The sequence below is a fragment of the Okeania sp. SIO2B3 genome (genome assembly GCF_010672525.1).
Lineage (GTDB): Bacteria > Cyanobacteriota > Cyanobacteriia > Cyanobacteriales > Microcoleaceae > Okeania.
Genome location: NZ_JAAHGH010000040.1, coordinates 17552 through 32670 on the forward strand (window position 1 = coordinate 17552; position 15119 = coordinate 32670).

At 37.1% G+C, this 15119-nt stretch carries 12 protein-coding genes; 7 read left to right on the forward strand and 5 right to left on the reverse strand.

Annotated features, from left to right (window positions below):
* The first annotated feature begins 605 nt into the window (after positions 1-605).
* Positions 606-1427, forward strand: coding sequence for a nickel pincer cofactor biosynthesis protein LarB (gene larB / locus F6K15_RS22175; RefSeq protein ID WP_293064413.1), 822 nt, complete (start codon positions 606-608; stop codon positions 1425-1427).
* A 511-nt stretch (positions 1428-1938) separates the two neighbouring features.
* Here the strand turns inward: larB and F6K15_RS22180 are convergent.
* Complete coding sequence (locus tag F6K15_RS22180; RefSeq protein ID WP_293064415.1) at positions 1939-2637, reverse strand: pirin family protein; 699 nt, start codon at positions 2635-2637, stop codon at positions 1939-1941.
* A 1160-nt stretch (positions 2638-3797) separates the two neighbouring features.
* On the opposite strand from F6K15_RS22180, the gene F6K15_RS22185 reads away from it, so the two are divergent.
* Both F6K15_RS22185 and F6K15_RS22190 read left to right on the forward strand, forming a co-directional pair.
* Positions 3798-4151: a helix-turn-helix domain-containing protein gene (locus F6K15_RS22185; protein WP_293064418.1), complete on the forward strand. Its 354-nt coding sequence runs from the start codon at positions 3798-3800 to the stop codon at positions 4149-4151.
* A gap of 635 nt (positions 4152-4786) precedes the next feature.
* Positions 4787-4972: a hypothetical protein gene (locus tag F6K15_RS22190; protein WP_293064421.1), complete on the forward strand. Its 186-nt coding sequence runs from the start codon at positions 4787-4789 to the stop codon at positions 4970-4972.
* Here F6K15_RS22190 and F6K15_RS22195 read toward each other — a convergent pair.
* Together F6K15_RS22195 and F6K15_RS22200 are read right to left on the reverse strand one after the other, a co-directional pair.
* Positions 4958-6874: an ATP-binding protein gene (locus tag F6K15_RS22195; RefSeq protein WP_293064423.1), complete on the reverse strand. Its 1917-nt coding sequence runs from the start codon at positions 6872-6874 to the stop codon at positions 4958-4960. The two genes, F6K15_RS22190 and F6K15_RS22195, sit on opposite strands and share 15 nt — an antisense overlap.
* A 59-nt stretch (positions 6875-6933) precedes the next feature.
* Positions 6934-7866: a phosphate/phosphite/phosphonate ABC transporter substrate-binding protein gene (locus F6K15_RS22200; RefSeq protein WP_293064426.1), complete on the reverse strand. Its 933-nt coding sequence runs from the start codon at positions 7864-7866 to the stop codon at positions 6934-6936.
* A gap of 1169 nt (positions 7867-9035) precedes the next feature.
* Here F6K15_RS22200 and F6K15_RS22205 point away from each other — a divergent pair.
* Positions 9036-10748 carry a choice-of-anchor I family protein gene (locus tag F6K15_RS22205; protein WP_293064427.1) on the forward strand — a complete coding sequence of 571 codons (1713 nt, stop codon included), beginning with the start codon at positions 9036-9038 and terminating at the stop codon, positions 10746-10748.
* Between the two features lie 471 nt (positions 10749-11219).
* Here F6K15_RS22205 and F6K15_RS22210 read toward each other — a convergent pair whose 3' ends face one another.
* Together F6K15_RS22210 and F6K15_RS22215 are read right to left on the reverse strand one after the other, a co-directional pair.
* Positions 11220-12125 (reverse strand): vitamin K epoxide reductase family protein, encoded by a 906-nt coding sequence (locus F6K15_RS22210; RefSeq protein ID WP_293064430.1) that lies wholly within the window; start codon positions 12123-12125, stop codon positions 11220-11222.
* A 232-nt stretch (positions 12126-12357) separates the two neighbouring features.
* Entirely contained in the window at positions 12358-12495 is a 138-nt protein-coding gene (locus F6K15_RS22215; RefSeq protein ID WP_293064432.1) for a hypothetical protein, read from the reverse strand.
* A 569-nt stretch (positions 12496-13064) separates the two neighbouring features.
* Here F6K15_RS22215 and F6K15_RS22220 point away from each other — a divergent pair.
* From F6K15_RS22220 to F6K15_RS22230, 3 genes are all read left to right on the forward strand, one after another.
* Entirely contained in the window at positions 13065-13328 is a 264-nt protein-coding gene (locus F6K15_RS22220) for a hypothetical protein (protein ID WP_293064434.1), read from the forward strand.
* A 114-nt stretch (positions 13329-13442) separates the two neighbouring features.
* Positions 13443-13565 carry a hypothetical protein gene (locus tag F6K15_RS22225; protein ID WP_293064436.1) on the forward strand — a complete coding sequence of 41 codons (123 nt, stop codon included), beginning with the start codon at positions 13443-13445 and terminating at the stop codon, positions 13563-13565.
* Positions 13566-14079: 514 nt separating this feature from the next.
* Positions 14080-15084, forward strand: coding sequence for a phosphorylase (locus F6K15_RS22230; RefSeq protein ID WP_293064438.1), 1005 nt, complete (start codon positions 14080-14082; stop codon positions 15082-15084).
* The last annotated feature ends 35 nt before the right edge of the window (positions 15085-15119 follow it).

Sequence of the window (15119 nt, forward strand, 5' to 3'; positions counted from 1 at the left end):
TTACCCCCCTTTGAAAGGGGGGAAGAAGAAGGAAAAATCTTACGTTGTCTTATTTTTAAACTTTTGATTTCTCCTAACCTTTCCTTCGACTTATAACTAAAAATAAAAAGTATACCTCTGTGAAATAGAAAGTCAAACAAATTATCTCAAGAAAAGAGGGAACAGGGATAAATAATTGACCTTTGATTTTTGATTTTTGGAGATGTCTAATATCAGGACTTACACATAACCACCTTATGTAGTAGGGGCGAATGCCATTCGCCCTTACAGATGGTGTATAATTCCATTTTTTGCGTAAGTCCTGATATATCAATTATTAATTTACAGAACTTTGCAGGCGATTAGCTACAATACTCAAAGCAATAAGTCAGTCTAGTAGTAGATTGACACAGCTAAAACTGTGCAATAGATTTTTCGGCATTGCATAATTGCGGGATAATTTTGTCAAAGAGCAGAAACCATAATCCCCGTGTCTCCGTGTCCCCGTGTCAGACGAAATCATCCCAGTATTCAGCAACGCCGATTTTTCTTTATAGGTGTCTATCTCCCCTACTCCCTACTCCCTACTCCCTACTCCCTACTCCCTACTCCCTAATTTAATTCTAATGAAATCAGAAGATTTAAAGCAGTTATTAACAGCAATTTCTACAGGAGATATAACTCCAGAGTCAGCTTTAGAAAAGCTCAAGAATTTTGATTTTGAAAATGTCGAAAATTTTGCCAAAATTGACCACCATAGAAATATCAGAACAGGTTTTCCTGAAGTTATCTGGGGACCAGGAAAAACACCAGAACAAATTGTCAAAATCATGGAGGTAATGAGGAAAAATAATCCTGTAGTAATGGCAACAAGAATTGAACCAGAAATTTATGAACAGTTGCAGGATAAAATTGCTGGTCTCTATTACTATCGAGATGCAAAAATATGTGCAATTATCTCTGATTTTCCTACTCCAAAACATCAAGGTGTAATTACAATTGTAAGTGCGGGTACTGCTGATTTAAAAGTAGGAGAAGAAGCAGCAGTTACAGCTACTCTTTGTGGTTTTTCTGTAAAGCGGCTTTGGGATGTAGGAGTAGCAGGAATACATCGTTTATTAAGCAATAAACATTTAATTGCAGAAGCTGATGTACTAATTGTAGTAGCAGGTATGGAAGGTGCTTTACCTAGTGTAGTTGCAGGTTTAGCAGATTGTCCTGTTATTGCAGTACCTACAAGTGTAGGTTATGGAGCTAATTTTGATGGTTTAGCTCCACTATTAACAATGTTAAATTCTTGTGCGCCAGGAATAGGTGTTGTGAATATTGATAATGGTTTTGGAGCAGCTATTTTAGCAGGGCAAATTATTAGGATAGGAGAGAAATTAGCTATTGAAGAAGGAAGAAGAAAGAAGGAAGAAGTGGATGGGGACTCAAACTCTAAGTGATTGTAAACACCCTGTAGAAGGCGGGGTGTTAAACCTAAAATAAAATGATCAAAAATTTAGGTAATTAGTAATTGCTGAAACGACTTAAAAATTTATCTTTTAGGAGTCCTCAGGAGTCAGGAGAGAAGAAGAAGGAGTTGGAAGGTATAAGGAGGAGAAAGTTTTTTTGTCACGCTCTTATCCGGACATGATATTACACCATTTTGAAAAAAGAATGTTACAAATAATAAGCGCCATTAAAAGACTTTATCTGAAATGTCTATTAGACATCTCCAAAAATCAAAAATAAAATCAATTATCCCACACAAATTATCAATTCTTCCCCTCCTGGGAGGGGGAGGGGCGAGGGGTGGGTTCTCTACTCCCGACTCCCGACTCCCTCTTTTCTGGAGATGTCTATTTGACAAAAAAGATAATTTACGACATCAAAACTGGCATTAAACCTATTCCTTCTGACAACTGACAACTGATAACTGATAACTGATAACTGATAACTGATAACTGAAATGAACTATGCTAAATCAAATAAAAGAATTTCTGCATCCTCCTTAGCTGTAATATAAACATCATTAATTTCGCTTAAAGCAGCACCATCACCTGCTTTTAAAGATAAATCATTAAGGTCTATTTCCCCACGAGCAACTTGAACCCATCCGTAACGTTCAGAATCAAAAGAATAAGAAAAGTGATCGCCCTCTTTCAAAACACCTGCAAATAAATCTACATCCTGATTAATTTTTAGTGCACCATTTCTACCATCTTTCGCAACTACTAAATTTAATTTGCCAGAGTTTTTTTCTATATCAAAAGAACGTTGATTATATGTTGGTTTTAAACCTCTAGAATTTGGTAGTAACCAAATTTGTAAAAAGTGAACCTCCTCAGATTTTGAGTAGTTATATTCGCTATGCATAATTCCTGTACCCGTACTCATGTGTTGTACTTCTCCAGGATAAAGTACAGCAGTATTTCCTGTACTATCTTTATGTTCTAATGCTCCTTCTAAAACATAAGTAATAATTTCCATATCTCGATGTCCATGAGTTCCGAAGCCATTACTAGGAGAAACCCTATCTTCATTAATTACTCTGAGAGAACGAAACCCCATATATTCACGGTCAAAATAGTTGGCAAAAGAAAATGTATGATAACTATCGAGCCAACCATGATTTGCGTGTCCTCTTGCTTCAGCTTTTCGTATAGAAATCATTATTACTACCTCCGATAAAATTTGATTTTTTTGTGAAAATTAAACTTTCATTACTAACATTAATTTAATCTAAAAAATTAATAACTACGTCGAGTAGCTAAAATTATTTGATGGTTCATATTTTATTACTCCCAACTAATGTTACATAATTATGATTTTATAGACATTAGTTTTTAGTCAAAATAATTGGTTCACTCATGGTCTTTTTCTCTATTGAATTAATCTCTGGATACAAAATCTATAGAAGTTAATAACTGAGATTTTGTTTTGACATTTATAATCTAGCTTAAGTTAGGTTAATATGTGTAGTATGCACTTTAAAGTTAGATAGTACCTAAAAAGATACTATGAGTGGAGGTAGTAGACAAAAAAGTAAAAATATTGCTTCTTATACAGCAGTTTCCGTGCGTTATGAAGTACAGAGATTAACAATTGAATGTTTGTAGTGCGGACATCTTCCCCGCCATGGGTATACTTCACCCTTAGTGTTCTGCTGTATCGGTCGAATGGCTGTCATAAAAACTGGTAGCTTTAATATAGAACACCCGAGTCATATCTTCATAAATATGCGCGTTTTTTTTAGCTAGTCCTCAGGAGACAGGAGACAGGAGTTCATTAATTAATAATTGATCATGGATAATTGATAATTACCTCGGGTTTTAACCATTCTTGATTGAATATAAGCAAATATCCTAGCACTTTTTTTCCCTTTAAAAGGGGAGGCTTTTTACCTGAATTATTTAATTAGGGCTTGCTGATTAAATCTAAAAGTCTTTATAGATAAAGGTAAGTGCCTTTTTAAGTATCAAAAAGTGCGAGGTTTTAAGTGGTAATGGTTCAATTTAGGAGCGGATTTTGCTCAAGATTTGGGCATAAAAATCATTCTTACAAAACGCCCGCTCCTACTTCCTCGCTCTTTCCAATTTCTCCTGTGTCCTCCCCCTACTAAAAGACTTTTGAGCGCAAACCCTAATTATTAATTATTAATTATTCGGTAAGAGGGAAGATGTGGGGAGAGATAATACAAAAAAATCAACACTCCTTATTCAAATTTTTCCTAAAAATTGATGCGCTAAAATACTTTACTACCATAATTATATAGCTATCAAATTGGCTCTATAAAACTTTAATATAAAAATTCAGCCAACCAACAATTTGAGATGAAAATTAAAAGTACAAATAAGAAGAAAAATTGTCCAGCAGAGATGGCTATCAAAGTCATTGGTGGACGTTGGAAACTTTTGATTCTCAAGGAATTATTTGATGGGGTTAAACGTTTCAATGAACTGCATCGTTCTTTACAAGGTGTGACTCATAAGATGCTTACCCAACAATTGCGGGAAATGGAAGCAGATGGTATTGTTCATCGGGAAGTTTATTTGCAGGTTCCTCCAAAAGTCGAATATTCTTTAACTTTTCTTGGAAAAAGTCTTAAACCGATGATTAATGAAATGCACGAATGGGGAATTGAACATCTGAATTCTCATAAGGAAAATGAAAATATAGATGAATAATATCATGTCCGGTTGAACAGTTATAAATAAATGATGGAGTAGTCAGGAGTCAACCCACCCCTAATATCATGTCCGGTTAAACACTGATAAATAAATAGCTACGGAGGAGTCAGTCCTCAGGAGGAAAGAGGGAAGAAAGAAGCAAGAAGAAGAGGAGGAAAAGGAGAAAGTTTTTTTATAACTAATTATCCGGACATGATATAACCCCTCCCAGGAGGGGAAAGACCGAGGACCGAGTCATATCATGTCCGGTAGCATCGGTATTGTATAGCAAAGGTAGGCAACAGGCAACAGCTCATCTGGCAACAGGCAGGAAGGCTTAAGACAAGAAAAAAACTTAAATTCCCTGTAGATATCCACACTAACTTTTACACAAACGATACCAACGGACATGATATCAGGAGGGAAGAGGGAAGAAAGAAGAAGAGGAGGAAAAGGAGAAAGTTTTTTTGATCGCTAGACATCTCCTCCATGCATAGGGAGTAGGAAACCCACCCCTCGCCCCTCCCCCGACCAGGAGGGGAAGAATTGATAATTTCTGTACGATAGTTGATTTTATTTTTTATTATTGGAGATGTCTACTAATTATCCGGATTTAGTATAATATCAAATCCGTTTAATTCGGCACGTAAAAAATGTTCCATCTTCAACCATTACCAAATATTTCCCCATCTCCCCATCTCCCCATCACCCCATCCCCCCATCACCCCATCACCCCATCACCCCATCACCCCATCACCCCATCACCCCATCACTCCATCACTCCATCACCCCATCTAATTACACCGATGCTACCGGACATAATATTACGACCGCTCTGAACTTAAAATATGGTCAGTTTTTAATGTTACAACAGTTGGTAAATTTATGCTAAAAGTAGAGCCAACACCAACAGAGCTTTCTACCGTAATTTTTCCACCCATCATTTCACAAAATTTTTGACAGATAGACAACCCCAAACCAGTCCCACCGTACTTACGAGTCGTAGAATTATCAGCTTGTACAAAAGGCTGAAACACTTTTTGAATTTGCTCTGGAGTCATACCTATACCAGTATCAGTGACACTAAAAATTATCTGATTTAATGTCTGATTATCTGAAATATTAGCTGACCCTATTTCCAATGTGCTACTACCATTTCCATTTTGCTGTATTTTGTGCTCCCGAACTACTTTTAAAGTGATGATACCTTCGTGAGTAAACTTGCTAGCATTACTCAATAGATTAATCACAACTTGCTTAATTTTTGTTCGGTCAGCAAACATAGTCCCTATTTCACTACTACAATGCATCTCAAAAGAATTACCATTTTTCAGAATCAGTGGTTGTACAATGCTCTGAACTTCTTTTACTAATGTCAAGATATCAAATTCTTCTTCATATATAGTCATCTCGCCTGATTCTACCTTAGAAATATCTAGGATATCTTGAATAATTGTGAGCAGATGTAAACCAGAGCTTTTAATTTGCTCCAAATCTGGAACAAAATCTTCATAGCCTAAATCTTCAGCATCTTCTCGCAGCAGATCGCTATACCCAATAATCGCGTTAAGAGGTGTTCTCAGCTCATGACTCATACTAGCAAGAAACATACTTTTGGCTTTGTTCGCACCTTCTGCAGCTTCTTTTGCTTGCTTCAACTCTATATTAGCTAACTTACTTTCTGTAATATCTCGAACAATAGCTAAAACTTCATTTTGACCACTTGCCAATATTCTCGCTTCAAAATGATGACGTCGCCCATGAACAAACCACTCATATTCAAATATTTTAATATCTCCTGTTTGAAGTGCCTCCTCAAAATATTGTAAATATTGTTTTGCAGCATTTTCTGGCAAAACTTCGGAAACTTTTTTACCTATTAATTCATCACTAGACCAGGGTAAATCATTTTTTCTAGAAGGTTTATAGTAGAGAAAAATCCCATTATTGCTGAATCGCAAAATTACATCTGGAATAGCATCAAGCAGCGCTCTATTTTTAGCCTCACTTTGACGTAAATCTTCTGCTCTTTGTTTTAAACTACGAATTAGCTCCTCCTTGCTATGAATTAGTTCTCTAAGTTGATAAGTCATACTATTAAAAGACTTTGCCAATACAGCTAATTCATCTCCAGTACAAATCTCCATCTTCTGAGTTAGGTCTCCAGAAGCAAAACGTTTAGTAACTACAGTCATTTCCTGTAAAGGTTCAGTAATAGAGCGACTAATTAACAATGCCAGAAAAGTTCCAGCAGTAGCAGCCATAGCTGCTACTATCAGACCTTGATTACGCACATCAGCAATCTTTTGATTTAAGGGAGTTGTAGACAAACCTACACTCACAGCTCCCAGTCTTTTCCGTCCAACAACTACTGCCTTACCAGCAAGCAATTGAGTAGACTTCCACTCAAAAATTGTTTCATCGCTCTCCAGTAAACGCTGGCCAAATTCATCGGGTTTAATATTGTAAACCAAAACATCTTCACCATAAGCATCAGCAACTATTCTTCCCTCTTTCTCGTAAATACGGCCTGCCGCTAGTACTTGATCTTCTCCAAGCTGCTCCATGATTTCTTCCATAAAATCAGCATCTAGCCTGTAGAGAGAATCTCTAACTGTTATTGATATAGTATTGAGTAAAATTTCCGCCTGTTTTTCCAATTCAGTACGAAAATTTTGTTGCTGACGGTGAACAGATAGCCAAGTGACACCAGCCACTACCACGACAACCAAACCTGTCATAGCTAGCGTTAACTTGGTGGCTAGTGACCCTTGTCCAATCCTGAATAAGCCCATCTAACTCACCTGTTTTCAACAAGTTCATACAATTCTCGCATTCTTTCTATACTTGACTCTGGGGGAAAATCATCGAATTTGGCTGTCTTTTCAAACTTCTCCAATACTTCTCGTCCCTCTGCCGTTTGATCCATTTTAATTAAAATAGCTTTGATGGCCTCAAGCATTTCCGGTTTCATATCAGGTCTAACTAAAACTACATGACGAGCTACTTTTTCACTTTTTGCTAAAACTTTCATGGCTTGTCGATTTACTTCCGGAATTTCCATAAAAGTACCGATGTCAACTGCACCAGCAGCAACTTTTCCACTAATTACCCATTGGATAGTATTTTCATCATCATCAGTAAAAACATATCCTACTTCATTAGCGGATACTGTGGAACTAGCAGATTTTTTCTCTTGAGGATTTAAACCACTTTCTATTAGCAAAGAAGTAGGCAACATATAGCCTGAGGTAGAGCTAATTTCATCAAAACCAACTATCTTACCTTTTAAATTTTCTAAGGATTGAATCCCACGATCCTTCATGGTAAAAATGACAGTATAATAATCTGGTACACCACCTTTCCAGCGACGTAGAATTGGTTTAGCACCAGACTCATCGCCAATAATCATTGCTGGGTAGGGACTATCAAAGTAAATATCTACTTCTCCTGATTTGAGTGAATTGGCCATTTCTTGCAAATCAGAAGCTATTTCGACATCCCCTACTTTTACTCCAAATTGGCCTAGTCTTTCTGCCAAGTAGTCTGCTAAGGGCTGGTAGCGTTTAATCTTTTTTGAAGGATTATTAGAAATATCAGCAATAACTACTGTACTTGGGTCTTGAGTGCTAGCTAACAGCTTTGAGTTTAATGCTGATGATTTTAAACTAGAGCTGACCAAGGCGATGACCATGCCAAAGAGTGCTAGTTTCACAAAAAGCTTGCGTAACATTTTTTACACTTCTCCATTCTTGATAGTTTTAACTTTAAGGATATTACTGATATGACTCAAATAAATTCACGAACAAAAGCTTTAATCAGGTAATTTTTCCACAAGTCTATGGCTATTTGGCCAGCGATGTCTACATTCGGCATGGTATTTAGCTCTATAATTGCCAATATATAGTCTAGTTACTAAACTTGAACACTTGACTGATTTTGTTTAGTATTTGGCCATCGATCTTAGTTCGGTATTTTTATGGTCACTTTTTTGACAGCACCACAGATATTTATACTATCCTAACAAGATTCTTGGAGGGCTGTAGGCAAGATATAGTCGCTCATTATATTGACCTAATGCAACTATTCTTTGTAAATAGCCACTCAGGATGACTACTTTAATGAATCAATAATATATGAAGATTTGATGAAGTTGGCTCATAGCTATTGCATATTTATAACTAATAATGCAATTATTTATTAAAGTCTTAATCAGAATTGTTTTTTGTATTCATACCAAATTCATAATGAAGTTGCATAGAATAATACTTTAATCAGAGTTGACTGTAGATTAAGACAGACGAGTTAATAAATTTCATCATTCTGTGCAGCCTCACATAAAATTTGTATAAAACATAAAACCTAATTCTGTGCAACATCGCATAAAACTTGTATCACAATATGGGTAACTCAGTGAAAATGTTCAGAGAGATTATTCTATCATTGCAATTCCATATTATAGTTTAACTGTTTTGACCTGGTAGTAAGCTTGTTTAGCATTTAAATTGAGTATCTGAATATTAACTTATTAAGTAGGGTTGATAGTTGAAAAGCTTCTCCCTACTAAGTATTGTCTTTGACAGCTTTCTCTCGTATTACTAAAATACATCTTAAGCTGATTAGACTTGAGTAATATTGAGAAAATTGCTAGTAATTTAAGACAGGAAAATGTATATATCAGGACTTACGCAATGACACTAAATCAAGTGAGGGCGAATGCCATTCGCCCCTACATATTGCGTTTTAAAGGGAGTTGTATGTGTAAGTCCTGTATATAAAATTTTTACACATTTTCTTTGCTCTAAAAATACTACCCGAATCCATAGCATGATTGAAAAAAATTTATCTAGAATAAATCTGAAATAATTGCAAAAATCTATTGAGTTAGGAGATACATAATTCATGAGAAACTATCAGGATAAAAGTAAATATACTAATACTAATGTACTAGGAAAAATCATTAGAGTAACTTTACAATCAAGTATGGCGATCGCCTTGATGGCAGCACCAAGTAAAGCTATTGGTTTGAGTTTCACACCAGTGGGTACTTATGCTACAGGCGTATTTGATGAGAGTGCGGCCAGAATCACAGCCTTCGATCCAAACAGTGACAGGCTTTTTGTTGTTAACGACGACTCACTGGCAATAGATGTTTTGGATATCAGTAACCCCAGCGCTCCAAACCGGGATTTTAGTATAGATTTAAGTCAATTTGGAAATTTTGGTGGTGTCAATAGTGTTGCCTATAGTAATGGTATTTTTGCAGTTGCTGTTGAAAGTGCAATAATCACAGATCCAGGAGAAGTTTTATTCTTTAATTCTAGTGGCAATAAATTAAATCAAATAACAGTGGGTGCTTTACCCGATATGCTGACTTTTACACAAGATGGCACTAAACTACTGGTGGCCAATGAAGCTGAACCAGATGGTTATCTTGCAGGAGATATAGATCCAGAAGGCTCTGTTAGTATCATCGATATGTCTAATGGCGTAGGAAATCTTACTCAGGATGATGTAACTGTTGCAGGTTTTCAGGCTTTTAACGATCAAGTAGCTCAACTACTAGCAGAAGATGTGAGAATATTTGGCCCTGGTTCAACAGTAGCCCAAGATTTGGAGCCAGAGGCGATCGCTATTTCTGAAGATGGAACAACAGCTTGGGTAACATTACAGGAAAATAATGCTATAGGTATACTCGATATAGAAACAGCTACATTTACAGATATTGTTGCTCTTGGTTTTAAAGATCATAGCCTACTTGGTAATGGAATAGATGGTAGCGATCAAGACGGTGAAATTAATATTGATAATTATCCTGTATTTGGGATGTACCAGCCAGATGAAATTGCTAGCTATACAGTGGGGGGAAAAACTTACTTGGTGACAGCCAATGAGGGTGATAGCCGTGACTATGATGGGTTTAATGAAGAAACAGAAGTGGCAGATGAGGTACTAGACCCACAGGCTTTCCCAAATGCTGCCATACTCCAGCAAGATGAAACTATAGGGCGTTTGGAAATTACAAATACCCTTGGTGATACAGATGGTGATGGTGATTTTGATGAACTATATGCTTTCGGCGGTCGTTCCTTCTCTATTTTGGATGAAAAGGGAGCTTTAGTTTTTGACAGTGAAGATGATTTTGAACAAATAACTGCTGAGTTATTTCCTGAATTCTTCAACTCCAATAATGATGAGAATGATTCCTTTGATAATCGGAGCGATAATAAAGGTCCTGAACCTGAAGGTGTAGCTATTGGTATGGTAGGCAATAGCACCTTAGCCTTTATTGGTTTAGAAAGGATTGGTGGTTTTATGACCTACGATGTTAGTAATCCATTAGCTCCTAAGTTTATTAGTTACACAAATAATCGTGATTTCTTTGGAGATCCTGAAGCTGGTACTGCTGGCGATCTAGGGCCAGAAGGGTTAACATTTATTAGTGCAGAAGATAGTCCCAATGGTATAGCTTTGTTAGTAGTGGCTAATGAAGTTAGTGGTACAACTACTATTTATGAAATTAATTCTGTACCTGAACCTGGTACAATTTTTGGTTTGTTGGTATTCGGAGCAGCAGGAAAGTTATTGTTGAAGGGTAAGAGTAAGACTACTTAAGAAAATTCGGCTTTATTTTGATATTTGGATAATCAATAGACATCTCCTCCATGCATAGGGAGTAGGGAGTAGCGGTGCGACCCGGCGATGACGACAGTCGCAAGCTGTCAGATCCCACGTCGGCGTCAGACGCAAGGGAACGCGTACCAAGCAGGTAGAAAAATGCTTCCATCTCCCCCACTCCCCCACAGCTTATATTATATCATGTGCCCCCGGAGGGGGAGCTACGAATTGCGGACGGGTCAGTTATAAATAAAATTTAAGGACTCTGGGTACCGACAGTACCAAAGAAATACTGAAATTATCAATACCCCATCTCCAATATTTCATAAGCATTCCTCCTTTGTTCCCTCCTGACTCGGTCGTTCCCCTCCCAGGAGGGGCCTGCGGGTGGGTTGGGAGGAGTCCGCGGGTGGGTTGACTCCTGACTCCTCACAACAGTTATTTATAAGTAGTCAACCGAACATGATATTAGAGATTGTTAAAATCAGCTGGACCTTTATAACCGGAATATTTTGCTAAATCCTCCAAAGAAACTGTACCTTCGTAAGACTGACCATTAATTTTCCAAGTTGGATATGCGGTAATGTTGGCTGCGATACATGAGCTTTGTTGAGGGTCTTTGCCTTTAGGATCGCACTCAATATAATTAAGTTTACTAACAGCTTCTTGACCAAACAACTGCTTTTGGTCTTTACAGTGACCGCACCAATAAGCACCATACATTTTTGCTCCCACTTCTGTCAGATGTTCTGCTAAAGCAATTTTTGCTGGAGTCGAAGTAGTTGTAACTCCATAAATATCTGGTGTCTCAGCAATAGGACTATGAATTGGAGCATAAACCGCAAATGTTCCTACAAGAGTAACCATCCCAACAATAATAGCGGTAAAGATTAATTGCCCAATATCTTCCCAGTCACGACCGATTAATGCTAAAACAAATAAAGCTACAGAACAAATAGCCGAACCGATGCAATAAATACACAGAGATTTAATCTCAAATGCCATGATGTACATCAAATAGCTACTGAAGATAGTCATGGATACGCCACCCACAAACATTAATAACCAACTCCAGTTTTCTAGTTTTGAGCGTAACTCCTTCTGAGAATCTGGGTTAATTACCCAAGGACCGATCGCCATTGTTCCCATGCCAGCATAAGCTATAAAGCCAAATAGAGCTAGAGGTAAGCCAAAAATCATAGCATAAGGACTTTCAAGTACGTTATCACAACCACCTACAGGACAAGTCACAGCTCCTCCCATGAATTTTTCTATAGCGAGATATGCTGTAATTACTGCTCCTACTGTGGAAATACCAGCAATAATAAAACGTGAGTTATTATGAATCCAGGGTTTAGAGCGTTTACTACGCATTTATGCCTCCTTGTTTATTACAGTTTCTTTTCATATTACAGGACTTACGCAGAGACTCTACTTATGGTGAGGGTGAATGGTATTCGCCTCTACAAATGGTGCCTTAAAAGTCAATTTGCGTAAGTCCTGTTCATATTATTGACTTTCCGAACAACTAGACAGTCAAATATAAAGTTTCATAGTAAATAATTTTATCTGACTTTTCAAAATGTGCTTATGGCCAGAAGAAAGTTCAGAATTCACCAACGCCAGAATTTGTTGTAGCTACTTGTCTCGTGATGGCGATCGCATTCCATACATAACCTTTGCCTGAAAAGTTTTTATCAATTGCTGTGAAGATTCTTGTGTTTGGCAAAGATTGAAAAACCACATATTCAATTATACCCGATAGACTTAATTTTGTAAATTTTTGCTGGCAGCACTTTTGATTTTTGCTTTTTCTCGTTTTTAAAATTACCGCTAAAAGCTCATATCAAGTCATATAGTAATAGTTTTCCTCCATTTATTCCTTTGTTGAAACATAATTAATATTTATTTACTTTCGTCCCCAATAGCAATTTAAATGTTTGTTGACTGTGCATATTTGCAGATATAATTTTTTGGGAGAATAATCATATTATTACCTTGACAATTTTAGTAGATAACTGTAAAATTTTACTCACATAATCGCTCCAATAAACCAAGAGTAATTTTATCATAAAGATTGATTTTTTTTATTAATTTTTATTGAGATTAAAACAGTAAAAACTAATATTAATTATGTCGATATTTGGATTGAGAATTTATACTTAAAAAATCATTAATCGCTCATAAAATGAGAAAAAAGATAGTAAAAAGTATAGTAGTTAACAATAAATGATCTAAACTTAGAGATATAAAAAGAATATAGATAGTAATTCACTATCCAAAAAGTAAACCGATTACAGGAGATTATTTATAATGAAAAGGTACTTAATCCTATCTGCACTAGCTTCTCTCGGTATTTTCTTACAAGCAGGATCGGCAAACGATCAGTATAGATGTAATTTCAGATATAAAGTTGGCGCAAATGATTGGGTTAATGAAAGTGCCAGTGCAACAACTCGTTCTCTTGCTAAAGGTTCAGTTGCCAGCATCCTAGAAAGTAAAGAAGCTAAAGCAAATAGAGAAGGTCAAAGTTTTGATTCAAATAACTTATTTTGTAGGGAAGTACTTGGGGATTAATATGAGGGATAAAGTTCGTGAATTTCCCAACAGAAACGAACGTTTTAGTGAAATCAAGCTCTAAGAGTAGTTGCTATTTATAGGGGTTCCCTGTTTCTAGAGGGGACTTTTTTTTTGACTAATAGCAGAAGGAAGAAGAAGGAAGAAGGAAGAAGGAAGAAGGAAGAAGGAAGAAGGAAGAAGGCGGAAGGAAGAAGGAAGAAGGCGGAAGGCAGAAGGCAGAAGGTTTTATACTAATTACCTTACAGCGGTTTTCATTTCAGTAGACTACAGTAGGGGCGAATGGCCATTTGTTAACGCAAAGCTCCGAATGGCGCCCTTACAGGGTTTTGGTTATAACTAATGTGGTTCATCAATCAGCAAAAGCACTGTAACTATAGGTAGTACTTCAATTATTAACTTGAGGACTTACGCGTCAACAGTATTGGTAGCTATTGGTAGCATTAGATTATCAAAATAATTGGGTCGCGCAACCCCGCCTTTTAAGGCCAAATATTTTTGGAGCGAAGCTCAAATCCACTACTTCCCCTCCCCTCCTGGGAGGGGCGAGGGGTGGGTTAACTTCTGACTTCTGACTTCGTTAATGGGGCGGGGGCGGGTTGATCCAGTCGTGGGTTACACCATTAACTTAACGCGGAACCCGCCCCTACTACCCATTTTTTTGGGTCTCAAATTTTGAAATATCGATCGCCTCCTCATATCAATATCGGTAGTATGATAATCGATGACTACTGACTCTAATATCCAAACTATGTCCCAAAATCAATTGTTATTTACACCTGGCACTCTCTGGGAAAGGCTGAAACAACAAACAGAATATGCTCTAGAATGTGGCGCACTTCAACCTATACCTACTGAATACGAGTTTGTGCAACAGGATAATATTCGCTTCCTAGTACGCATTTTGTCTAATTTATCCCGGAAAGATGATGCCAAAAAACAGCAGAAAAAAAAGAAAACTGAGACTGGCAAAGATTTTAACCCTTTTCTGCCTTATGAGCAGGATCTATTTGTTGCTGATATCTCTAAAACTCATTTGTGTTTGTTGAATAAGTATAACGTTGTAGATAATCATCTACTCATTGTGACTAGAGAGTTTGAGGAACAAGAAAATTTGCTGAACTTGCAAGACTTTCAGGCTTTGGGTTGCTGTATGGGAGAATTTGATGGTTTGGCATTTTACAACGCTGGGAAAGTGGCAGGTGCCAGTCAACGTCATAAACATTTACAAATGATACCTCTGCCAATGGCTTTGGACGGAGAGAGAATACCTATAGAAAGAGCGATCGCTACTGCTACCTTTGATAATGGTATAGGTGTTACGTCTGAGTTTTCTTTTCGACACGCTTTGGTTAAATTAGATTCTGGTTGGATAAATTCTCCTGTTGACTGTGCTGGTGAGATTTTGGCATCTTATTTTGCTTTACTCAAAGCTGTGGGGATAGAAGATAGTGATGAGAAGACTGGGAAACAGTCTGGTAATTATACAGGACTTACGGATATCCACCTTAAAAACAACATATGTAGGGGCGAATGGCATTCGCCCTCACTGGAAGTGTCCGTGCCTAAGTCCTGTTATAATCTTTTGGTGACGCGAGAATGGATGTTAGTTGTGTCGCGATCGCATGAGAGTTTTCAGTCTATTTCTGTTAATAGTTTAGGTTTTGCGGGTGCTTTGTTGGTAAAAAATCAGGAACAGATGAAAATTATTAAGGAGCATAAACCTTTAAATATTCTTCGTGATGTGGGTAATTAGAAGGAGTTAGGAGTCAGTCCTCAGGAGTCAGGAGA